Annotated in this window: 21 protein-coding genes and 2 pseudogenes; 18 read left to right on the top strand and 5 right to left on the bottom strand. The window is 73.7% G+C overall.

The features are described 5' to 3' along the window. The first annotated feature begins 83 nt into the window (after positions 1–83). The 3 genes from ASG36_RS11195 to ASG36_RS11185 all read left to right on the top strand — a co-directional run bounded on the left by ASG36_RS11195 (position 84) and on the right by ASG36_RS11185 (position 2,379). A complete protein-coding gene (locus tag ASG36_RS11195; RefSeq protein WP_235494879.1) occupies positions 84–941 on the top strand; it encodes an SDR family oxidoreductase in 858 nt (285 codons plus the stop codon). A 16-nt stretch (positions 942–957) separates the two neighbouring features. Next, positions 958–1,368, top strand: a complete 411-nt coding sequence (locus ASG36_RS11190; protein ID WP_055763762.1) for a DUF1772 domain-containing protein — start codon at positions 958–960, stop codon at positions 1,366–1,368. 84 nt (positions 1,369–1,452) lie between these two features. Further along, a complete protein-coding gene (locus ASG36_RS11185; protein WP_055763761.1) occupies positions 1,453–2,379 on the top strand; it encodes an oxygenase MpaB family protein in 927 nt (308 codons plus the stop codon). A 3-nt stretch (positions 2,380–2,382) separates the two neighbouring features. Here the strand turns inward: ASG36_RS11185 and ASG36_RS22200 are convergent, their stop codons facing one another. After that, a complete protein-coding gene (locus ASG36_RS22200; RefSeq protein ID WP_055763759.1) occupies positions 2,383–2,976 on the bottom strand; it encodes a TetR/AcrR family transcriptional regulator in 594 nt (197 codons plus the stop codon). Positions 2,977–3,087: 111 nt separating this feature from the next. Here ASG36_RS22200 and ilvA point away from each other — a divergent pair, with 111 nt between their 5' ends. Next, positions 3,088–4,329 carry a threonine ammonia-lyase IlvA gene (gene ilvA, locus ASG36_RS11175; RefSeq protein WP_369794076.1) on the top strand — a complete coding sequence of 414 codons (1,242 nt, stop codon included), beginning with the start codon at positions 3,088–3,090 and terminating at the stop codon, positions 4,327–4,329. 52 nt (positions 4,330–4,381) lie between these two features. Beyond that, the gene (locus ASG36_RS11170) at positions 4,382–5,335 is read left to right on the top strand and encodes an NAD(P)-dependent oxidoreductase (protein WP_055763755.1); all 954 of its coding nucleotides are present in this window, start codon (positions 4,382–4,384) and stop codon (positions 5,333–5,335) included. A gap of 3 nt (positions 5,336–5,338) precedes the next feature. Here ASG36_RS11170 and ASG36_RS11165 read toward each other — a convergent pair whose 3' ends face one another. After that, positions 5,339–6,316 (bottom strand): AraC family transcriptional regulator, encoded by a 978-nt coding sequence (locus tag ASG36_RS11165; RefSeq protein WP_200944437.1) that lies wholly within the window; start codon positions 6,314–6,316, stop codon positions 5,339–5,341. 205 nt (positions 6,317–6,521) lie between these two features. On the opposite strand from ASG36_RS11165, the gene ASG36_RS11160 reads away from it, so the two are divergent. Continuing rightward, complete coding sequence (locus ASG36_RS11160) at positions 6,522–7,664, top strand: LLM class flavin-dependent oxidoreductase (protein ID WP_055763751.1); 1,143 nt, start codon at positions 6,522–6,524, stop codon at positions 7,662–7,664. An 84-nt stretch (positions 7,665–7,748) separates the two neighbouring features. Here the strand turns inward: ASG36_RS11160 and ASG36_RS11155 are convergent, their stop codons facing one another. After that, positions 7,749–10,085: a hypothetical protein gene (locus tag ASG36_RS11155; protein WP_235494877.1), complete on the bottom strand. Its 2,337-nt coding sequence runs from the start codon at positions 10,083–10,085 to the stop codon at positions 7,749–7,751. A gap of 190 nt (positions 10,086–10,275) precedes the next feature. Here ASG36_RS11155 and ASG36_RS11150 point away from each other — a divergent pair, with 190 nt between their 5' ends. Both ASG36_RS11150 and ASG36_RS11145 read left to right on the top strand, forming a co-directional pair. Beyond that, a complete protein-coding gene (locus ASG36_RS11150; RefSeq protein WP_200944436.1) occupies positions 10,276–11,259 on the top strand; it encodes an AraC family transcriptional regulator in 984 nt (327 codons plus the stop codon). A 20-nt stretch (positions 11,260–11,279) separates the two neighbouring features. Continuing rightward, complete coding sequence (locus tag ASG36_RS11145; RefSeq protein ID WP_055763744.1) at positions 11,280–12,194, top strand: hypothetical protein; 915 nt, start codon at positions 11,280–11,282, stop codon at positions 12,192–12,194. Positions 12,195–12,279: 85 nt separating this feature from the next. On the opposite strand, the gene ASG36_RS11140 is transcribed toward ASG36_RS11145, so the two are convergent. Then, the gene (locus tag ASG36_RS11140) at positions 12,280–13,299 is read right to left on the bottom strand and encodes a zinc-binding dehydrogenase (RefSeq protein WP_055763742.1); all 1,020 of its coding nucleotides are present in this window, start codon (positions 13,297–13,299) and stop codon (positions 12,280–12,282) included. After that, positions 13,299–13,817 carry a DinB family protein gene (locus tag ASG36_RS11135; protein ID WP_055763740.1) on the bottom strand — a complete coding sequence of 173 codons (519 nt, stop codon included), beginning with the start codon at positions 13,815–13,817 and terminating at the stop codon, positions 13,299–13,301. Before ASG36_RS11135 ends, ASG36_RS11140 begins: the two co-directional genes overlap by 1 nt. Positions 13,818–14,012: 195 nt before the next feature. Between ASG36_RS11135 and ASG36_RS11130 the strand changes: the two genes are divergently transcribed. From ASG36_RS11130 to ASG36_RS11105, 10 genes and pseudogenes are all read left to right on the top strand, one after another. Then, positions 14,013–15,212 carry a CaiB/BaiF CoA-transferase family protein gene (locus ASG36_RS11130; RefSeq protein ID WP_055763738.1) on the top strand — a complete coding sequence of 400 codons (1,200 nt, stop codon included), beginning with the start codon at positions 14,013–14,015 and terminating at the stop codon, positions 15,210–15,212. Between the two features lies 1 nt (position 15,213). Beyond that, positions 15,214–16,131: a hydroxymethylglutaryl-CoA lyase gene (locus ASG36_RS11125; RefSeq protein WP_055763736.1), complete on the top strand. Its 918-nt coding sequence runs from the start codon at positions 15,214–15,216 to the stop codon at positions 16,129–16,131. Next, positions 16,128–16,661 carry an NADPH-dependent FMN reductase gene (locus tag ASG36_RS11120; protein ID WP_055763733.1) on the top strand — a complete coding sequence of 178 codons (534 nt, stop codon included), beginning with the start codon at positions 16,128–16,130 and terminating at the stop codon, positions 16,659–16,661. Before ASG36_RS11125 ends, ASG36_RS11120 begins: the two co-directional genes overlap by 4 nt. Before the next feature lie 37 nt (positions 16,662–16,698). Continuing rightward, positions 16,699–18,189 (top strand): aldehyde dehydrogenase, encoded by a 1,491-nt coding sequence (locus ASG36_RS11115; protein WP_055764979.1) that lies wholly within the window; start codon positions 16,699–16,701, stop codon positions 18,187–18,189. Between the two features lie 30 nt (positions 18,190–18,219). Next, a pseudogene (locus tag ASG36_RS21545) lies at positions 18,220–18,431 on the top strand (flavin reductase family protein); the annotation flags it as partial. A gap of 60 nt (positions 18,432–18,491) precedes the next feature. After that, positions 18,492–18,755: pseudogene (locus tag ASG36_RS22650) on the top strand (flavin reductase family protein); the annotation flags it as partial. A gap of 1 nt (position 18,756) precedes the next feature. Further along, positions 18,757–18,939: flavin reductase family protein (locus ASG36_RS22645; RefSeq protein WP_235494875.1), on the top strand; the 183-nt coding region annotated here is incomplete at its 5' end. After that, positions 18,936–19,853 (top strand): 3,4-dihydroxy-2-butanone-4-phosphate synthase, encoded by a 918-nt coding sequence (ribB, locus tag ASG36_RS11110; protein WP_235494873.1) that lies wholly within the window; start codon positions 18,936–18,938, stop codon positions 19,851–19,853. The genes ASG36_RS22645 and ribB, both read left to right, overlap by 4 nt. Continuing rightward, entirely contained in the window at positions 19,753–20,286 is a 534-nt protein-coding gene (gene ribA, locus ASG36_RS22640) for a GTP cyclohydrolase II RibA (RefSeq protein WP_235495001.1), read from the top strand. Before ribB ends, ribA begins: the two co-directional genes overlap by 101 nt. A 211-nt stretch (positions 20,287–20,497) precedes the next feature. Then, entirely contained in the window at positions 20,498–21,697 is a 1,200-nt protein-coding gene (locus ASG36_RS11105) for an LLM class flavin-dependent oxidoreductase (protein ID WP_082523017.1), read from the top strand. Positions 21,698–21,738 lie beyond the last annotated feature (41 nt).

Raw genomic sequence — 21,738 nt, 5'->3', positions numbered from 1 at the left:
ACACTCCCGGGGACGGTGAACGGGTGTGGGCACGGTAGCGGGCCGGGTAGCGGACGGGAGTGACTCCGAATCGCACTGCCCTGGTGACCGGCGCCTCCAGCGGGATCGGCCGGGCCACCGCGCTGCTCCTCGCCGAGCAGGGCGCCCGCCTGGTGCTCCTGGCCCGCAGCGCCACCACCCTCGAGCAGGCCGCGGCCGACTGTCGTGCCGCCGGCGCCACCGACGTCGTCGTCGAGGCCTGCGACGTCAACGACCGGGCCGGGCTGGGCGACGTCGTCCGTCGGTCGGTCGAGCGGTTCGGCTCCCTGGACCTGGTCGTGCACGCCGCGACCGTGATGGCCTACGGCGACGTGGAGGACCTGCGCGCCGAGGTGTTCGAGCAGGTCGTGGACACCGCGATCCACGGGACGGCGAACGTCGCCCGCCCGGTGCTGGCCCAGTTCCGCCGCCAGGGCCGCGGCGACCTCGTCGTCGTCAGCTCGCTGCTGGCCTCGATCACCGCGCCCACGATGGGCGCCTACGCCACCGCCAAGTGGGGCCAGCTCGGGCTGGTGCGCACCCTGCAGCAGGAGACCCGCGACGTGCCGGCGATCCACGTCAGCGCCGTCTCCCCGGGCGGGGTCAACACCCCGATCTACTACCAGGCCGCGACCGTGCTCGGGAACACCGGACACCCGCCGCCCCCGGTCTACAGCCCCCGCCGGGTCGGACAGGCGATCCTCGCCGTGGCCGAGAACCCGCGTCGGCTCAAGCAGTCCGGGATCGCCAACCCGCTGATCATCGCCGGCTACCGGCTGGTGCCCCCGGTGTTCGACGCCCTGGTCGGCCCGCTGCTCAAGGTCTTCGGGATGAGCCGGGACTCCGTGCCCGCCAGCGACGGCAACGTGTTCGCGCCGGTGCCGGAGAACGAGGCCACGACGGGCCCCTGGCGCGACATCTGACCCCTACGGTGGGTGCGTGCTGGCTGAGCTGACCGCGGTGGCCTGCGCGCTGGTGGGCGGGGTGTTCTTCGCGTTCAGCGGGTTCGTGATGGCCGCGCTGCGCCGGCTGACCGACGACGCGGGCTCGGCGGCGATGCGGGCGGTGAACGTGGCCGCCGTCCGGCCGCCGTTGATGCTCGCGCTCTTCGGGACGGCGGCCGCCTGCGTCGCCGTCCTGGTGACCGGGCCGTCGGCGCTGCAGGTGGCCGGCGCCGTGGTCTACCTGGTCGGCACCGTGGGCGTGACGGTCGCGGCGAACGTGCCGCTGAACGACGCCCTGGAGCGCGAGGCCTCCACCTGGCCGCGCTACCGGCGCACGTGGACCCGCTGGAACCACCTGCGGACGGCGGCCGCGCTCGCCGCCGCCGTCCTGCTCGTCGTCGACTGACAGCCCAGCGTCGTCCGGGACCGCCGCGAAGGACCGTCAGCCGTCACTCGGCGGGACCGGGCGCGGAACCCGCACGATGGAGGCGTGTTCCTGATCAGCGACCTCGCCGACTCCGCCCGGGCCTCCTTCCGCGGTCGGGTGTCCGGCGACCCCACCGGCGCGCCGGACTGGGTGCGCGAGATCGGCACGGTCGGCGCGGGCGACGGCTGGTTCGACCCCGACGGCGTGGTGTGGCGGGTGCACGGCGACCTGTCCACGCTGGTCGGCGGGGTGGCGGCCCTGCTCGGACAGGGCGCGCACCCGCTGGCCCTGGCCGGCGTGCAGCGGCACTCGGCCTACCGCGAGGACCCCTGGAAGCGGCTGGCCGGCACCGCCCGCTGGCTGGTGGTCAGCACCTTCGGGTCGGCCCAGCTCGCCGAGCGCGAGTCGGCCCGGGTGCGCGGCATGCACCGTCGGGTGAAGGGCGTCATCGAGGACGGCCGGGCCTACTCCGCCGGCGACCCCGACCTGCTGCGGTGGGTGCACCTGGCCTTCACCGACGCGTTCCTGGCCGCGCAGACCGCGGTGGGCCGGGACATGAGCCGGTTCGGCCCGCGCTGGGCCGACACCTATGTCGGGGAGTGGGCGCTCACCGCCGAGCGGCTGGGCGCCACGGACCTGCCGCACACCGAGGCCGAGCTGGCCGAGGCGCTCGCCGCCTACGCACCCACCCTCGAGCCGGTGCCCGCGGACCTGCTGGCCTTCCTCTCCGCCCCGCCCGGGCTGGGGGCCGCCGAGCGCGTCGTCTACTCCGGGTTCTCCGGCGGCGCCGCGCTGCTGGTCTCCCCCACCATCGCCCCGCTGGCCGGCGTGCCCGGGCGGGCGGTGCGCGGGCTGCGCGAGCGCGGGCAGCTCGCCGTCACCCGCGCCCAGCTCCGCGGCCTCAGCCTGGCGCTGGGCTCGCACAGCCCGTCGGAGGAGGCCGCCCGCTGGCGGCTGGGCACCGGCCCCACCCCCGCCTGGGCCGCCTGACCCTCAGTCGCAGGAGGCCAGCACCTGGCTGCAGCGCTCGGCCACCGGCGGCCCGGCGACCGGGGTGCCCGCCCAGGAAGCCAGCCGACCGGCGTCCATCGCCAGCCGCATCTCGGTGACCAGGTGCGCGGCGACCCGTTCGGGGTCGGTGCGCACGCCGGGGTGGTCGCAACCGGCCAGCACGCGGGCCAGCTCGGCCTCGGTGCGGGCCTGCCCGTCCCGTTCCCAGTGCCGCAGCAACGGCTCGTTCAGCAGGTCCTCCAGCACGCACCGGTTCGCGGGGTCGGCCATCGCGCCCAAGTGCCGCTCCACCGCGGCGGCCAGCAGGTCCAGGACCGTCCCGGCCGACACGTCCGGGCCCAGGGCCGGGAGGTCGCGGACGGCCAGCAGCTCCCACGGGCACCGGTCGGCGAAGAACAAGGCCTGCTTCTGCGGGAAGTGGTTGAACACGGTGGCCACGGCGACGTCGGCGGTCTCGGCGACGAGCGCCACCGGGGTGTGGGCGAACCCCCGCTCGGCGAAGAGGGTCTGCGCGGCGGCGACGATCTCGCTCCTCGTGCGGGCCGATCGGCGCGCCCAGCGTCCGGTCTCCGTCACGTCACCCCCTGCATCGGTCGATCTGCACGCGGAGCGTAAGCGCCTGTGATCCACGTCGCAGGTGGGCCACCGGGGACGGCAGCCCCGGGGGCGCGGGGGAGGATGTCCGCCGTGACCTCCCCCTTCTCCGCCGAGGTCGAGGCTGCCGTGGGGCGGCTGGCCGGCGTCGCGACGCCGACCCCCGTGCAGCGCAACGCCCGGCTCTCGGCCCTCACCGGCGCCGACGTCTGGTTCAAGCGGGAGGACCTGCAGGTCGGCCGCTCGTACAAGGTGCGCGGGGCCTACAACACGATCGCCCAGCTCGGCCGTGGCGGCACCGCCGTCACCGCCAGCGCCGGCAACCACGGCCAGGGCTTCGCCTACGCCTGCAAGGCCCTCGGCGTGCAGGGGCACGTCTTCGTACCCGGGACGACGCCGAAGCAGAAGCGCCAGCGGATCGCCGCGCTCGGTGGGGACGCCGTGACCCTGGTCGTCGAGGGCGACACCTACGACGACGCCGCCCGGGCCGCGGCCGCACACGCCGCCACCACCGGGGCGACCCTGGTGCCGGCCTTCGACGCGCTGTCCACCGTCGCCGGCCAGGCCACCGTGGCCGTGGAGTTCCTGGCCCAGCTGCCCGTGGTGCCCGACGTCGTCGTCCTGCCGGTGGGCGGCGGCGGCCTGCTCGCCGGCTGCGCCACCTGGCTCGCCGAGCACGCCCCGGGCACCCGGGTGGTCGGTGTCGAGCCGGTCGGCGCGGCGAACATGGCCGCGGCGCTCGCGGCCGGGGAACCGGTGACGCTGGAGCAGATCGAGACGTTCGTCGACGGCGCCGCGGTGCGCCGGGCCGGTGACGTCACCTACCCGCTGGTGCGCGATTCCGGCGCCGATCTGGTCACCGTGCCCGAGGGGCAGATCTGCACCGAGATGCTCGAGCTGTACCAGGTCGACGGGGTGATCGCCGAGCCCGCCGGGGCGCTGGCCAGCGCCGCGCTGACCGGGGGCGCCGTCGTCGTCGAGCCGGGGCAGACGGTGCTCTGCGTGCTGAGCGGGGGCAACAACGACGTCAGCCGGTACGCCGAGGTGGTCGAGCGTTCGCTGGTGCACCGCGGGCTCAAGCACTACTTCCTGGTCGAGTTCCCGCAGGAGCCCGGCGCGCTGCGCCGCTTCCTCGACGAGGTGCTCGGGCCCGACGACGACATCGTGCTGTTCGAGTACGTCAAGCGGGACAACCGGGAGACCGGCGCCGCGCTGACCGGCATCGAGCTGGGCAGCGTCGACGGCCTGGCCCCGCTGCTGGCCCGGATCGAGGCCGGCCCGCTCAAGATCGAGCACCTGGCACCCGGGACGACGGCCTACCGCTTCCTGGTCTGAGGCCCGCACGCAGCGGCTGTCCCGGGCCGCTGGGCGTGGGTTGACTCGGGGCGTGACCCCCCGACTGCTGGTGCTCGACGACCGCGAGGGCCTGCTGCGCGCCTCCCCGGGCGGACGGCGGCTGACCGAGCTCGCCGACACCCGGTTCCTCGACGTCCCCCTGGCCGACGTGCCCGACGCCGAGCTCGTCGGCGTCACCGCGATCGTCACCATCCGGGAGCGCACCCGGCTGGACGCCGGCACCCTGGCCCGCTTCCCGGACCTGGGGATCGTGCTGCAGACCGGCGGGCACGCCTACCACGTCGACCTCGCCGAGACCGCCCGCCGCGGCATCCCGGTGACCCTCTGGCGCACCAGCGCCGCACCCGAGGCAGCGATGCGCGAGCTGACGTTCGGGCTGGCCATCGCCGCGCTGCGCCGGTTCCCGGAGGCCACCCGGGCCTTCGACGCCGGCGCCTGGCCGCCGCTCCTGGGCGGCACGCTGGCCGGACGGCGGCTCGGGGTGCTCGGCATGGGCCGGCAGGGCCGCGCCGTCGCCGAGCTGGGCCGGGCGTTCGGGATGGACGTGGTCGCCTGGGCCCGACCGGGCAGTGCACCCGCCGCCGACGACGTCCCCCGGCTGGACCTGGACGAGCTGCTGGCCACCACCGACGTGCTCAGCGTCAACCTGCGGCTGACCGAGGAGTCCCGCGGGCTGCTCGACCGCGACCGGCTGGGCGCGATGAAGCCGGGCTCGGTGCTGGTCAACACCGCCCGCGGGGCGATCGTGGACGAGGTGGCCCTGGCCGAGGTGCTCCGCGACGGCCCGCTGCGGGCGGCCGGGCTCGACGTGTTCGCCGTCGAGCCGCTGCCCGCGGACTCCCCGCTGCGCGCCCTGCCCAACGTCGTCCTGGCCCCGCACGTGGGCTGGGTGGTGGAGGAGACCTTCGCCGAGTTCGCCGAGAACGTGGCCGACCAGTACGCCGACCACCTCGCCGGCCGGCTCCCGTCGTCGGAACTGGCCTGATGCTCAGCGGTGCGCGCGCAGCGCCGTCCGCACCGTCTCCGACGGCGACTCCCCGAACTGGGCCCGGTACTGCCCGGCGAAGCGGCCCAGGTGGGCGAAACCCCAGCGCAGCGCCACGTCGGTGACCGACCGGTCGCCGGCGGTCTCGGTCAGCTCGGCACGCACCCGGTCCAGCCGCACCTTGCGCAGGTAGGCCAGCGGCGCCATGCCCACGGTCTCCCGGAACCCGGCCTGCAGCGCCCGCGCCCCGACCCCGGCGACCCGGGTCATGTCCACGAGGGTGAGCGGCTGGTCGGGGTGGGCGTCGATGAGCTCCACCACCGCCCCGACCCGGGTGCGCTGCGCCGGTGCCGTGGGGGTGGCCAGCTGCGCGGAGTGCTCGTGCGGGACGGCGAGCAGCACCTGGGTCATCACGAACGCCTCGAGCTGGTCCCGCGCCAACGGCGAGGTCGCCAGCCCGCCGGGCCGGGCGAGCTCGCCGCGCAGGAAGTGCACCGCGGACACCAGGTTGCGCCCGGCCGCCCGGGTCAGGTCCACGGTCAGGTGGAAGTCGATCGGCCCGCCCACCGGTCGACCGAGCAGCCCCGCGAGGTGGTCCTCCAGCTGCCGGCGGGGCAGCTTGATCGCGTACTGCACGGCCTCGGGCGACCAGCGCACCGTGAACGGCGACAGCGGCCCGAAGAGCACCCCACGCCGGCCGCCCGACGTCGCCGCCGTGCGGCCGCCCTGGCTGACCTGGGTGGCGCCGCCCAGGGTGAGGTTGAGGTGGTAGCAGTCCAGCATCGCCGGGACGAGCAGTTCGGCGTCCGCGCCGTAGTTGAGGTGGCCGACGGTCAGCTTGTGCGACTGCAGGAAGTTCAACGTGAAGTCCAGCGGCCGGCCGTCCCGGGAGCGCAGGTCGTGCGGGATGTAGACGTCGGTGATGGCGGCCTGCGCCTCGGCCAGGTCCGACGTGCGCACCAGCCGGGAGGCCGGCAGCACCGCGTGTCCTGGGTCACCCACACGACCAGTGCACGGGAGTGCGGCCTCGCCGTCCATCCCCTCAGCGCACGTCCCTGTCCGCTGGACGACCCCACTTCGTCCAGCGGACGACGGTCGTCGTCCGGCGGATCGTGCGGGCCGGTGCCCGGTGCCCACGATGCCGGGGACGGGTGGCACGCAGCCGCCCCCGACGTGGAGGTCGACGATGACCCTTCCCATGCACCAGGCCGACGGACTGCTGGGCCACTACAAGCCCACCACCGACAACCCGGTCTTCAACGACCAGAAGCTCAAGCTGGGCATCTTCTCCAGCAACTGCTCCGGCGGCGTGATCATGAGCGACGCCCCCACCGACTTCCGGGTCACCTGGGACCAGCAGCTCGACATCGCCCGCACCGCCGACCAGCTGGGTCTCGAGGCGATGGTGCCGGTCGGGCGGTGGACCGGGTTCGGCGGGAACACCGACTTCAACGGGGTCTGCTACGAGACCTACACCTGGGCCGCGGGGCTGGCGCAGGCCACCGAGAACATCGGCATCTTCACCACCACGCACGTGCCGACCGTGCACCCGATCGTCGCGGCGAAGATGGCCGCCACCATCGACCACATCTCCGGCGGCCGGTTCGGGATGAACCTGGTCATGGGCTGGTTCACCCCCGAGATGGAGCTGTTCGGCAAAAAGCAGCTCGAGCACGACGAGCGCTACGCCTACGGCCAGGAGTGGCTGGACTTCGCGATGAGGCTCTGGAACGAGGAGGGCACCTTCGACGTCGACGGGAAGTACTTCACCTCCAAGGGCGCCAAGGCCTTTCCCAAGCCGATCCAGGACCCCCGCCCGGCCCTGCTCAACGCCGGCGCCTCACCGGCCGGGCAGGACTTCTCGGCCAAGAACGTCGACATCAACCTCATCGCGCTGCCCACCGAGGAGGCCCCGGCCTACGTCAAGGGCATCAAGCGATTGGCCAACGACACCTACGAGCGCGACATCGACGTCTGGACCTACTGCCTGGTGATCTGCCGGGAGACCGAGAAGGAGGCCAAGGCGGCCCAGCAGGCGATCATCGACGCCGGCGACTGGCCCGGGGCCAACATCATCATGGACGTGCTCGGCATCCAGTCGCAGTCCTTCGGCTCGCAGATCAAGCAGTTCCAGGAGCGCTTCATCGCCGGCTGGGGCGGCCCGAACCTCGTCGGCACCCCCGAGCAGGTGGCCGAGCAGTTCCACGAGCTGTCCGAGTCCGGCATGGGCGGGGCGATCTTCGGCTTCCACGACTACGCCAAGGAGCTGAAGGAGTTCGGCGCCGAGGTGCTGCCGATCATGCAGAAGAACGGCCTGCGGCACGCCTGACCACCCTCACCCACGACTCGCCGCCCTCACCAGCGTTGGTGAGGGCGGCGAGGCGTGGATCAGGTCACCTGATCCACGCTGGGGTCACAGCAGGTCGAGGGCGGCGCCGACGACGGAGTCGGTGTCGATGCCGTGGTGCCGGTAGACGCTCTGCAGGTCGCCGGACTGGCCGAAGCGGGTGACGCCCAGGTGCGCGGCGGGCACCCGGTGCACGCCGGCCAGGAACGCCAGCGTGTGCGGGTGGCCGTCGAGCACGGTGACCATCGGGGTGGCCCGGTCGGCGGGGAACACCGAGCCCAGGACGGCGTCGTCCACCACCGGGGTGCCGACGTCGTCCAGCCCGCGGCGGGCCTGCAGGGCGCGGAAGAGCAGCCCCGGGCTGGTCACCACGACCACGTCGGCCGGGTGGCCCAGCGCGGTCAGCCGGTCGGCGGCGGCCAGGCCCTCGGTGACCATCGCGCCCATGGTCACGACGGTGACGGCGGGCTCGGCGACCCGGCGCAGTGCGTACGCCCCGCCCACCACCTGGCGACGACGACGCTCGCGCGCGGCCGGGTCGGTCGGCACCTCGGCCAACGCCTGGTCGACCGGCCGGGTGGACAACCGCAGGTAGGCGCTGGACCCGTCGGCCTTCCCGAGCCGGCCGAGGGAGGCCAGCAGGCACCACTCGGTGTCCAGGGCGAAGCCCGGCTCGTAGGTGACCACACCCGGCTGCTCCAGCCCGATCGAGGGGCTGGTGATCGACTGGTGCGCCCCGCCCTCGGGCGCCAGCGTGACCCCGGACGGCGTCCCCACCAGGATCGACTGGCCGCCGGCGTAGACCCCGAAGCTCCACGGCTCCAGCGCCCGGGAGACGAACGGGTCGTACATGACGCCGATCGGCAGCAGCGGCTGCGCCCACCGGTTCCACGTGGAACCCAGCTCGCCCATCAGCGACACCAGGTTGACCTCGGCGATGCCCAGCTCGACGTGCTGGCCGCTGGGCCGCTCGCGCCAGTGCAGGATCGTCTCGGGGTCGTCGGAGAACCAGTCGCGGCGGTCCTCGGCCGACCAGACGCCGACCTTGTTGACCCAGCCGCCCAGGTTGGTGGAGCTGGAGACGTCGGGGCTGACCGTGACCACCCGGGCGCCGGCCTCGGGCGCGGCCCGGTTGAGGTCGAGCAGGGTGCGGCCGAGGGCGGCCTGGGTGGTCGCCGTGCCGGACGGTGTCCGGCCCAGGTCGGCGGGCACGGCCGGGGCACCGGCGCCCTCGTGCTCGGGCTTGCGCAGACGCCGCGCGGCGTAGGCCAGCAGCCGGCCGGGCTCGGTGTGCGGGTCGAAGGCCGCCCACGGCTGCGCCGGGTCCACCCCCACCCGGTCGGCCAGCTCGTGCAGCTGGGCCTCGTTCAGCAGCGCCGAGTGGTTCTGCGGGTGCCCCTCGGTGGCCAGCCCGTAGCCCTTGAGCGTGTAGGCCAGCACCACGGTGGGGCGGGTGTCGTCGATCTGGGCGAACGCCGTCCGCAGCGCCTGCAGGTCGTGCCCACCCAGGTTCCGCACGGCGGCGACCAGGTCCTCGTCGGAGACCCCGGCTATCAGCCCGGCCACCGCGGCGGCCCCGGCGCCGTCCCCGGGCAGGTGCTCGCGCAGCTCGGCGGCGGTGCGGCGCAGCATCCGCTGGTACTCGGGGTTGGTCATCTCGTCGATCCGGTCGCGCAGCTCGGGGCCGCCCTCGCGGGTGTAGAGCTCCTCGAGCAGGGCGCCGTACTTGACGGTGAGCACCTGCCAGCCGGCGGCGGCGAACATGCCCTGCAGCCGGACGGCGCCCATCGTGGGCACCACCCGGTCCAGCGACTGGCGGTTGAGGTCGACCACCCAGACGACCTCGCCGAGCTCGGCCACCATCGGGTCGACCACGGCCTCCCAGACCGCGCCCTCGTCGAGCTCGGCATCCCCGACCAGCGACCACTGCCGGCCCGCGCCGCCGGTGCCGAACTGGGTGTTGACGTAGCGGCGGGCGATCGCGCCCCAGATCGGCGCGGTGGCCCCGATGCCGACCGAGCCGGTGGAGTAGTCCGCGGGCACCGGGTCCTTCAGCCGCGAGGGGTAGGACTGCAGGCCGCCGAACTCGCGCAGCGTGGTCAGCGCCGAGGCCGGCAGCTGGCCGAGCAGGAACTCCAGCGCGTGCAGCACCGGGGAGGCGTGCGGCTTGACCGACACCCGGTCCTCCGGGCCCAGCGTCTCCAGCCACAGCGCGGTCATGATCGTCGCGATCGAGGCGCTGGAGGCCTGGTGGCCGCCGACCTTGAGCCCGTCGGGGTTGGGGCGCACCCGGTTGGCGTGGTCGACGATCGAGGAGGCCAGCCAGAGCACGCGCTGCTCGATCTCCCGCAGCGCGGTGTCGTGGGTGCTCGTTCCGGCGGCGTTGCCGAGGGTGGCGGTCACACCGACCAGCATGACGCCCGCGCGCGCCGGGCGTCGATCCGCCCGCGGCAGGCCGACAGCCGCACACCGCACCCATCTCGACGCCCGGCGGACACCCTGCTGCGCGCAACGGCTGGTCGGACCACCCGGTCCGGCCTAGATTGCGGCTCAGGTGTGGCTGGCGCCACACGGGTCGAGCCCGGAGGTGATCGTGCAGAGCAGTGCCGCGCTGCCGTTGTCGCGCTTCCCCGTCGTCGGGACGCACAGCCTCGAGGAGGCCCGCGACGCGGTCACCCGGGTGTACCTGGCCCACGACCTGACGGCCGACCACGACCGGGTGGACATGACGCTCAACGCCGTCGCCGACCACCACCTGACCCTGGGCTACCTGACCTACCAGGCAGCGGCGGAGCTGACCATGCCGCCGACCGAGGACTGCTACCACGTCAACCTCACGACGGCGGGGTCCACCGACGCCGACCGCTCCGACGGTGCCCGGGCCCGCACCGAGGCCCGCCGCTCCGGTGCCGTGCTCAACCCGCTGCAGCGCAACACCGTGCGCTGGAGCGCCGACGCCGAGCAGCTGATCCTCAAGATCCCGCGCAGCAGCCTGGAGTCCCACCTCGGCGACCTGGTCGGCCGGTCGGTCGCCGAGGTCCTGGACTTCGACTTCGGCCTGGACCTCACCCACGCCGCCGGGCAGTCGCTGCTCAACTCGGTGGAGTTCCTGGCCCGCGAGCTGGACCGCCCCGGTGGGCTGGCCGACATGCCGCTGGCCCGCGAGCAGCTCGAGGCGTTCGTGATGACCCAGGTGCTGCACGCCGGCCGGCACCAGTTCTCCGACGTGCTGGCCGCCCCCGCCGAGGCCGTCCGGTACGGCCGGCTCGCCCCCGTGGTCGCCTTCCTGGAGGAGCACGCCGACGAGCCGCTGACCCCGCAGCAGCTGGCCCGGGTGGGCTGCATGAGCGTGCGCACCCTGCACGCGGCGTTCCAGCAGCAGTTCGGGGAGTCCCCGATGAGCTACCTGCGCCGGGTCCGGCTGGACCGGGTGCGCAGCGAGCTGGTGCGCAGCGACCCGGCCACCGTGCGGGTCACCGAGGTCGCGATGCGCTGGGGCTTCTTCCACCAGAGCCGTTTCGCCCAGCAGTACCGGGACCGCTTCGGCGAGCTCCCGTCCGCCACCCTCCGGCACTGACCCCCTCGAGGAGCCCCACCGTGGACTACGCAGAACTGTCGGCCGCCTTCCTGGCCGAGCCCTCCGCCGGGCGACCCGCCCCCCGGGTGCCCACCGGCGCGGCCCGCTCGCTGCGTGACGCGGCCGAACCGCTGGCCACCATCGGCTTCTGGGGCAAGCCCGCCTACGCCGCGATGGAGGCCCTGGGCCTGGAGTTCCTCACCGGCTACGTGTGGGGCCGCACCGCCCCGATGGGCGAGCCCACCGCCCCGGTCGTCGTCGCCGCCTTCGGGGTCTTCGAGCCCGGGCTGGTCACCTCCCTCTACGAGGACGCCCGCGGCATCGCCTCCCGCGCCGACGTGCTCGCCGCCCGGGAGCGCGGGGCCGTCGAGTCGCTGCACGAGGTGCTCGGCGACGTCCCCACCGGGGACGTCGAGACCGCCGTCGCCCAGCTCCGCCGGGCCACCGACCTGGCCGTGGCCGACGTCGCCGGCCGCCCGCTGGTCGCCGGCCTCGCCTCCCTGGACTGGCCCGAGGACCCGCTGGGCCAGCTGTGGCACGCGCTCAACCTGCTGCGCGAGTACCGCGGCGACACCCACCAGGCGGCCAACGTCGCCGCCGGGCTGACCGGGGTGCAGATGAACCTGGTGACCGAGTACTGGGTGGGCTGGGAGCCCACCGCCTACGCCGGCACCCGCGGCTGGGCCCCGGAGGTCATGGCCGCCGCCGACGCCGACCTGGTCGCCCGCGGCTGGGTCGCCGACGGCGCGCTCACCCCGCAGGGCCAGACCGAGCGCGACCGCATCGAGGCCCAGACCGACACCGCCATGGACCGGGTGCTCGCCCCGATCGGTGACGACGTCCCCGCCCTGACCGAGCAGCTGGACGCCTGGTCGGCCCAGATCGTGGCCGCGGGCGCGGCCCCGTCGGACCCGTACAAGCGCATCTCCGGCTGACCCGCGGCAGGGGAAGCCCTGCACACACCCGTGGACCCCGGTGGTGTGTGCAGGGCTTCCCCTGCCTGGGTGCGGGCGGTCCCCCTCAGGGCTCCAGCAGGACCTTGATCGCGCCGTCGCGCTTGGTGCTGGCGACCTCGAAGGCCTCCGGCGCGTCCTCGAGGGAGAAGCGGTGGGTGACCAGCGGGGAGAGGTCGACCCGGCCGGCCCGGATGAGCTCCAGCGAGCGCTCGTACTGCCCGCGCCCGCCGTTGCCGCCGATGCCGAAGACGGTGGCCGTCTTGAGCATCATCGGGACGACGGGGATGCCCGGGAGGTCGTTGGCGTAGCCGATGAAGGAGGCCTTGCCCTCCTTGCGCACCAGGTCGATCACCGACGCCGAGGCCGCGGGCGCACCCGAGGTCTCCACGACGATGTCGGCGCCGCGCCCGCCGTGCATCTCCAGCACCCGCTCGACCAGGCCGTCGGTGCGGCTGTCCAGGCAGTCGGTGGCCCCGAACGCCCGGGAGACCTCGAAGACCTCGTCCCGGACGTCGGTCACGGTGAGCCGCCCGGCGCCCGAGAGCGCGGCGAACCGGGCCACGGCCAGGCCGATCGGGCCCTGGCCGAGCACCAGCACGGAGTCGCCCAGCTTGATCTGCAGCCGGTCGATGCAGTTCAGCGCAACGGCGAAGGGCTCCAGCAGCGCCGCGCCCCAGATCGGCACGCCCTCGGGGATCGGCACCAGGTTGACCCGCGGGACGGCGACCAGCTCGGCGAAGCAGCCGTCGCTCCACAGCCCGATCAGCTTCTTGTTCGGGCAGTCCAGCGAGGGGCCGTCGACGCACGCGGCGCACTGCCCGCACGGCAGCGAGGGCTTGACGGCGAACTGGCGGCCGATGAGCCCCTCGTCCACCCCCTCGCCGACCGAGACCACGGTCCCGGCGAAGTCGTGCCCGGGCACCCGCGGGAAGGGCGAGTCGATCCGGCCCTCGTACTGGTGGGCGTCGGTGCCGCAGAGCGAGGCGACGTCGACGTGCACGACCACGTGCAGCGGGTCGGCGGTGGGGTCCGGGCGGTCCTGGACCTCGACCTGGCCGACCCCGGTGAGGACGACGGCGCGCATCAGGCGTCCTCGCCCGTGTGGCCCTCGGGCACCTCGAAGCGCTCGGGCAGCTTGCCCCGGGACTTGAGGACGGCGTGCAGCTGGTCGCGGTGGTGCACGACGTGCCCGACGATGATCGGCAGCCACTCGGCGACGGTCATCCGGCCCAGCGTGGTGATCTCCACCGACCGCTCGAGGATCTCCGGGGTGTGGTTCGGCATCGTCGAGACCATCGTGCGGCGCAGCGAGGCGATCTTGTCCGCGGCCTCGGCGGCGGTCGGCGGGATCGCGCCGATCGTGTCGTGCCCGATCTCCTCGCGGTAGAAGAAGTCCAGCTCGGGGTCGGCCTGCAGGCGGGCGATGTCGGCCACCCACAGCAGCCCGGCCAGGGTCATGTGGCTGACCACGGTCGCGCCGGTCCAGCCGCCGCCGGGGTCGGCGACGTGCAGGTCGCCGTCGTCGATGGTGCGCAGCAGCTCCTCGACGGCGGTGAGCGTCCGGTCGGCGATCCGGGACTGCTCTGCTACCAGGTCGGACATGTCTCTCCTGTCGTCCGGCCGAGCTGCGGTGCCCGGCCTCCGGGGGAAAGGTAGGACGCAACGCATGTCGGGTCCAGGCCCACCCGGTGAGCCTGCGCTGTGCGGATGGAGGTCCGCCGAGCGCGGATGGTCGGCGTCCCCCGGACTGCCTACCGTCGGACCCGACCCCGCACGACGACGTGAGGAGCAGTCCCCGTGACCGGTGCCCTGGACGGCATCCGCGTGCTCGAGATCGGCACGCTCATCGCCGGGCCCTTCGCCGGGCGGCTGCTCGGCGACCAGGGGGCCGACGTGGTCAAGATCGAGGCCCCGGACCGCCCCGACCCGCTGCGCACCTGGGGCCAGGTGCACGAGGACGGCCGCGGCTTCTTCTGGACCGTGCACGCCCGCAACAAGCGCTGCATCACCCTGGACCTGCGCTCCGAGCGCGGCCAGGAGCTCTTCCTGGGCCTGGCCGCCGACGCCGACGTGGTGGTGGAGAGCTTCCGGCCCGGCACGCTGGAGCGCTGGGGCCTGGGCTACGACCGGCTGAGCGCGGCCAACCCCGGCCTGGTGCTCGCCCGGGTCTCCGGCTACGGCCAGACCGGCCCGATGGCCGCCCAGCCCGGGTACGCCAGCGTCGCCGAGGCCCGCGCCGGGATGCGCTACGTGACCGGCTTCCCCGGCCAGCCGCCGGTGCGGATGGCGCTGTCGCTGGGCGACTCGCTGGCCGGCATGTTCGCCTGCCAGGGCATCCTCACCGCACTCGTCGCCCGGGGACGCACCGGCCGCGGGCAGGTGGTCGACGCCGCCCTGACCGACTCGTGCCTCGCGGTGACCGAGTCGATGGTCGCCGACTACTCGCGCGCCGGGCACGTCCGCCAGCCCAGCGGCACCCGGCTGGACGCCATCGCGCCGTCCAACAGCTACGAGACCGCCGACGGCACCTTCGTGATCATCGCCGCGAACCAGGACACCCTGTTCCGGCGGCTCTGCGCGGCGATGGACCGCCCCGAGCTCGCCGACGACGAGCGGTACGCCACGCACACCGCCCGGGCCCGCAACCAGGACGAGCTCGACGTGCTGATCGGCGCGTGGGCCAGGGAGCTCCCGCCGGACGACGTGGTGGCCCGCTGCTCGACCGCCGGCGTCGTCGTCGGACCGGTCGCGACCATCGCCGACGTCGTGGCCGACGAGCAGTTCGCCGCCCGGGACATGCTCGTCGCCCACCACGACCTGGGCGTCGGTGCCGACGTGCTCGGCCCCGGCATCACCCCACAGCTGTCCGAGACCCCGGGCACGGTCCGCTGGGCCGGCCCGCCGCGGCCGGGCAGCCACAACACCGAGGTCTACGGCGAGCTGCTCGGGCTCACCGCCGACGACCTGACCGAGCTGGCCGAGCAGGGAGTGGTCTGACGTGGAGCTGCCCAGGAACGTCGACGTCCGCGAGGTGGGGCTGCGCGACGGTCTGCAGATCGAGGCGCCGATCCCGCTGGCGGCCAAGGTCGCGATGCTGGAGGCCCTCGTGGCCACCGGGGTCCAGCGCATCGAGGTCACCTCGTTCGTGTCGCCCAAGGCCGTGCCGGCCCTGGCCGACGCCGACGAGCTCGCCGCGCAGCTGCACCGCTTCCCCGGGGTGCACTTCTCCGCGCTGGTGGCCAACCTGCGCGGTGCCCAGCGCGCGGTCGACGCCGGGATCCCGCACCTGGAGTACGTGGTCAGCGCCGCCGACAGCCACTCCCGGGCCAACGCCGGGCGGCCCACCGCGGAGGCCGTCGAGGCGGTCGGCGCGATCGCCGAGGTCTCGCACGGCGCCGGCGGGTCGCTCGAGGTGATCGTGGCGACGGCGTGGGACTGCCCCTTCGACGGACGGACCGATCCGTCCCGGGTGCTGGACGTCGTCCGGTCAGCGGTGGCCCAGGGCGCCGACCAGCTGTGCCTGGGCGACACCATCGGCACCGTCACGCCCCGGCGCACCGTCGACCTGCTCGACGCCGTCCGCGACGCCGCGCCCGGGCTGCCGCTGGGCGCGCACTTCCACGACACCCGCGGCACCGGCCAGGCCAACGCGCTGGCCGCCGTCCTCGCCGGGGTGACCCAGCTCGACGCCTCGGTCGGCGGGCTCGGCGGCTGCCCGTTCGCCCCCGGCGCCAGCGGCAACATCGCCACCGAGGAGCTCGTCTACTGGCTGGCCGACTCCGGCGTGCAGACCGGCATCGACCTGGACGCCGTCCTCACCGCGGCCGCGGTCACCGAGGACGCGGTCGGGCACGCCCTGCCCAGCTCGCTGTTCCGGGCCGGTGGCACCAGCCGCCCGCGGGGGGAGTTCCGGTGAACGTGCTCGGGATCGTGGGCAGCCCGACGCCGGGCGGCCGGACCGACGCCGCCGTCGCGGGCCTGCTGGCCGGGTGCACCGGCGCCGAGACCCGCAGGCTCAGCCTCGCCGACACCGACGTCCCCACCGTGCTGGACGCCATGGAGGCCGCGGACGCGGTCGTGTTCGGCAGCCCCACCTACCGGGCGTCGTTCTCCAGCCTGCTCCGCAGCCTGTTCGAGTCCGCCGAGCGCGGCCGGTACGCCACCGAGACCACGGCCCACCTCGCCCGGACGACGGCGGCGATCGTCATGACGAACAACGCCCCCGAGCACTACCTGGCCCAGGACTCCCTGCGCAGCCTGCTGGCCGGGTTCTACGGCTGCCAGGTGCTCAGCCCGGGGCTGGTGCTGACCCACCCGCACTTCGAGGGCACCGAGCTGACCGCCGAGGCCGCCGAGCTGGCTGCCTCGCACGGCCGGGCCCTGGTCGACCTCACGACCGCCGTCCTCGCCTCCCCCGCACTCCAGGCACTGGAACCCCAGGTCTGACCTGATGACCCCGCACCCTGACGACAAGGAGCAGTCGATGACGACCGCAACCCCCACCGACCTCGAGCGCTTCGGCCTGTTCATCGGCGGCGAGACCGTCGACGCCCGCTCGGGGAAGACCTTCGAGTCGCAGAACCCCTACACCGGCCAGCCCTGGGCGACCCTCGCCGACGGCTCCCCCGAGGACGTCGACCTGGCCGTCGCCTCGGCCCGCGCCGCCTTCGACGGCGAGTGGGGCCAGATGTCGGGCTTCCAGCGCGCCGCGATCCTGCGGAAGTGCGGCGACGCGATCCTGGCGAACGCCGAGCGGCTGGCCCAGCTGGAGGTCAACGACTCCGGCAAGCTGATGCGCGAGATGCTCGGCCAGCTCAAGGGCCTGCCCCAGTGGTACTGGTACTTCTCCGGCCTGGCCGACAAGATCGAGGGCCGCACCGTGCCCCCGGTGAACCAGAACTACTTCGCGTACACCACGCGGGAGCCGGTCGGCGTCGTCGGCTGCATCACCCCGTGGAACTCCCCGCTGCTGCTGCTGACCTTCAAGCTCGCCCCGCTGCTGGCCGCCGGCAACACCTGCGTGGTCAAGCCCTCGGAGCACGCACCGGCCTCCACCGTGGCCTTCGCCGAGATCCTCACCGAGGCCGGGCTGCCCGCCGGCGTCATCAACGTCGTCACCGGCTGGGACCGCTCCACGGGCGAGGCGCTGGCCTCGCACACCGGCATCGACAAGGTCGCCTTCACCGGGTCCACCGCCACCGGGGCCGCCGTGGCCAAGGCCGCGGTGACCAACCTGAACCGGGTCACCCTGGAGCTGGGCGGCAAGAGCCCGCAGATCGTGTTCGCCGACGCCGACCTCGACGCCGCCGCGAACGGCCTGGTCGCCGGGGTGTTCGCCGCCACCGGGCAGACCTGCATGGCCGGCTCCCGGCTCATCGTGCACGCCGACGTGCACGACGCCCTGATCGAGAAGGTCGCCGCCCGGGCGAACGCGATCAAGCTCGGCGACCCCAACGACGCCGACACCGAGATGGGCCCGGTCGCCAACCGCCCGCAGTACGAGAAGGTGCTGGGCTACCTGCAGGGCGCCGCTGCCGAGGGCGCGACCTTCGCCTGCGGCGGGGAGCCCTCGGCCGAGCTCGGCGGGCTCTTCGTCAAGCCCACCGTGGTCACCAACGTCGGTCCGGAGAACACCATCGTCCGCGAGGAGGTGTTCGGGCCGGTGCTCGCCGCCTACACCTTCACCGACGAGGACGAGGCGCTGAAGCTGGCCAACGACACCCCCTACGGCCTGGCCGGGGCGGTGTGGACCAAGGACGTGCACCGCGCGCACCGGGTCGCCGCCAAGCTCCGCGCCGGCACCGTCTGGGTCAACGCCTACCGCGTGGTGGCCCCGAACATGCCCTTCGGCGGGTTCGGCAACTCCGGCATCGGCCGGGAGAACGGCGTCGAGGCGATCAACGAGTACACCGAGAACAAGTCGGTGTTCATCGAGCTCACCGGCGGCACCCGCGACCCCTTCCAGCTGGGCTGAGCCGTGCTGGCCGAGCAGTTCCGTGAGGTGATGGCCGGGGTGGCGACCCCGGTGTCGGTGGTGACCGCGGTGTCGGCCGACGGCGTCCCGCACGGGACGACGGTCTCGGCCTTCGCCTCGTTGTCGATGGACCCGCCGATGGTGCTGGTGTCCCTGGACCGGGGGTCGGACCTGCTGGCCCTGGTCCGGGACACCGGCCGGTTCGGGGTCAACGTGCTGGGCTCCACCCAGTCGGCGCTGGCNGATGCGGAAGTCGCCCAGGCCCTCGACGGTGACGACGTCGCCGCTGCGGAGCTGACGCGATGGTGCTGGTGTCCCTGGACCGGGGGTCGGACCTGCTGGCCCTGGTCCGGGACACCGGCCGGTTCGGGGTCAACGTGCTGGGCTCCACCCAGTCGGCGCTGGCGCTGTCCTTCGCCCGCAAGGGCACCGACAAGTTCGCCAGCGTCGACTGGGTGCCCGACCAGGGCCTGCCCCGGTTGCCCGGGGCGCCGGGCTGGCTGGCCTGCGAGGTGGCCTCCCTGGTCGAGGGCGGGGACCACGTCGTCGCCCTGGGCACCGTGCTGNGGCCTGCCCCGGTTGCCCGGGGCGCCGGGCTGGCTGGCCTGCGAGGTGGCCTCCCTGGTCGAGGGCGGGGACCACGTCGTCGCCCTGGGCACCGTGCTGGCCGCGGACACCGCCGACGGTGCGCCGCTGACCTACCACTCGAGGGTGTTCGGCACCCACGCCGCCCTGGAGGCCTCGGCATGACCCGCAGGACACCCACCGAGGCCGTGCAGACCGCCGTCGCGGCGATCGCCGCCGGCGGCATGGTGATCGTCGTCGACGACGAGGACCGGGAGAACGAGGGCGACCTGATCCTCGCCGCCGAGCTGTGCACGGTCGAGCAGATGGCGTTCCTCGTCCGGCACACCACCGGCATCGTCTGCGCCCCGATGCCCGCTGCTCGCGCCACCGAGCTGCAGCTGCCGCTGATGGTCACCGACAACACCGACGCCCACGGCACGGCGTTCACGATCACCGTCGACGCCCTGGACACCTCCACGGGTGTCTCGGCCGCCGACCGCGCCACCACCGTCCGGGCGCTGGCCTCGGCGGCCACCACGCCCGCGCAGCTGCGTCGTCCCGGGCACGTGTTCCCGCTCATCGCCCGCGCCGGCGGGGTGCTGGTCCGGGCCGGGCACACCGAGGCCGCCGTCGACCTCACCACCATGGCCGGCCTCACCGGGGTCGGGGTGATCGGGGAGATCGTCGACGAGGACGGCTCCATGCGCGCCGGTGCCTCGCTGACCGCGTTCGCCGAGGAGCACGGCCTGCCGGTGCTGGCGATCGCCGACCTCGTGCGGCACCGCCGCGCCACCGAACGCCTCGTCGAGGTCGTCGGCACCTCCGCGATGCCCACGGAGTTCGGGGACTTCCGGGCCACGGCCTACCGCAACACCCTCGACGGCACCGAGCACCTGGCCCTGGTGATGGGCGACCTCGCCGCGGCCTCCCGGACCACCGAGGGCGCGCTGGTGCGACCGCAACACCCTCGACGGCACCGAGCACCTGGCCCTGGTGATGGGCGACCTCGCCGCGGCCTCCCGGACCACCGAGGGCGCGCTGGTGCGGGTGCACTCCGAGTGCCTGACCGGGGACATCCTCGGGTCGCTGCGGTGTGACTGCGGCGGGCAGCTCGAGCAGGCACTGGCCGCGATCGCCGCCGAAGGAGCCGGCGCCGTGGTCTACCTGCGCGGGCACGAGGGCCGCGGCATCGGGCTGGGCCACAAGATCCGCGCCTACGCCCTGCAGGAGCAGGGCCTGGACACCGTGGACGCCAACACCGCCCAGGGACTCCCCGTCGACAGCCGCTCCTACGGCGTCGGCGCCCAGATCCTCGGCGACCTCGGCGCCACCCGCATCCGGCTCATCACCAACAACCCCGCCAAGTACGGCGGCCTCGACGGCTACGGCCTCACCATCACCGGCCGGGTCGCCCTGCCCACCGTGGAGACCGCGCACAACGTGCGGTACCTGCGCACCAAACGCGAGCGGATGGGCCACCTCGGCCCGCACCTGTCCGCCGTCGTCGACCTCCCCGTCGCCGGAGTCTGACCCGCCCCTGGCGGAGGAACCTCTGCACCCCCCATCAGCGCCGATGGGGGGTGTAGAGGTTCCTTCGTCAGGGGGTGGGCAGGTCTGCGCCGAGCGGCCGGAGGGGTGCGCTGCGCGGCTGTCGAGGGCCCTCGAGCGGACCTAGCGTCGTCGGCGAGACGTGGCCCAGGGCACACCGAAGACCCGGCCCGCCGACCTCGAGGAGCCTCCCGTGACGACCACCGACGACCGTCCGACCGAGACCGCCAACGTCCGCCTGGGCCTGGCCCCCACCGACCCGCGCCCGGCCAACGAGACCGGCCCGCTGGCCGACCGGCAGAAGACCAACCCGCTGTTCAACGACCAGAAGATGAAGCTGGGCCTGTTCGGCACCAACTGCTCCTTCGGGCTGATCATGAGCCACGCGGCCAGCAGCTACGAGGTCACCTGGGAGCACACCAAGGCGATCGCCCAGCGCGCCGACCAGATGGGCTTCGAGGCCCTCATCCCGGTCGCGCGATGGAAGGGCTTCGGCGGCTCGACGAACTTCAACGGCAACTGCTTCGAGACCTACACCTGGGCCGCCGGCCTGGCCGAGGCCACCGAGCACATCGCCATCGCCGCGACGAGCCACCTGCCCACGATGCACCCGATCGTCTCGGCCAAGCAGGCCACCACGATCGACCACATCTCCGGTGGCCGGTTCGCCCTCAACCTGGTCATGGGCTGGGTGACCCCGGAGATGGAGATGTTCGGCGGCTCGCAGCGCGAGCACGACCGCCGCTACGCCTTCGGCCAGGAGTGGATCGACTACGCGTTCAAGCTGTGGTCGGAGACCGGCAGCTTCGACGTGGACGGCGAGTTCTTCTACGGCCGGGACGTCGAGGCCTACCCCAAGCCCGTCCAGGGCCCCCGCCCGGCGCTGGTGAACGCCGGCAACTCCGCCTCGGGCATCGAGTTCTCCGCCCGCAACGTCGACGTCAACTTCGCCTCGCTGGACACCCTGGAGAACGTGAAGACGTACACGTCCTCCCTCAAGGAGAAGGCCAAGAGCGAGTACTCCCGCGACATCCAGACGATGACCTACGGGCTGATCGTCTGCCGGGACACCGAGGCCGAGGCCAAGGCCGCGTTCCAGAACGTCGTGGACGAGGGCGACTGGGGCGCCGCCGGCAACGTCATCAAGATCGCCGGCTCGGGTGCCTCGCAGTCCTTCGACCACGTGGTCAAGGAGTACCAGGAGCGCTTCATCGCCGGCTGGGGCGGCTACCCGATCGTCGGCACCCCGGAGCAGGTCACCGAGGAGCTGGTGAAGCTCAACGAGGCCGGCATGGACGGGATGATCATGGGGCTCATCGACTACAAGGAAGAGCTCGAGATCTTCAACGACGACATCCTGCCGCTGATGAAGCAGGCCGGCATCCGCCACTGAGGAACGCAGAAGGCGCCCTTCCCGGGATCCCGGGAAGGGCG

The sequence above is a fragment of the Geodermatophilus sp. Leaf369 genome, assembly GCF_001424455.1.
GTDB lineage: Bacteria > Actinomycetota > Actinomycetes > Mycobacteriales > Geodermatophilaceae > Klenkia.
The sequence above is the reverse complement of the archived record's forward strand: the minus strand, read 5'-3'. Positions and strand labels throughout refer to the sequence as shown.

Coding starts and splice junctions, on each gene's coding strand:
- ribB (WP_235494873.1), top strand. CDS start 18,936: ATGACCCGCAGGACACCCACCGAGGCCGTGCAGACCGCCGTCGCGGCG.
- ASG36_RS11135 (WP_055763740.1), bottom strand. CDS start 13,817: ATGTCCGACCTGGTAGCAGAGCAGTCCCGGATCGCCGACCGGACGCTC.
- ASG36_RS11140 (WP_055763742.1), bottom strand. CDS start 13,299: ATGCGCGCCGTCGTCCTCACCGGGGTCGGCCAGGTCGAGGTCCAGGAC.
- ribA (WP_235495001.1), top strand. CDS start 19,753: ATGGGCGACCTCGCCGCGGCCTCCCGGACCACCGAGGGCGCGCTGGTG.
- ASG36_RS11160 (WP_055763751.1), top strand. CDS start 6,522: ATGACCCTTCCCATGCACCAGGCCGACGGACTGCTGGGCCACTACAAG.
- ASG36_RS11115 (WP_055764979.1), top strand. CDS start 16,699: ATGACGACCGCAACCCCCACCGACCTCGAGCGCTTCGGCCTGTTCATC.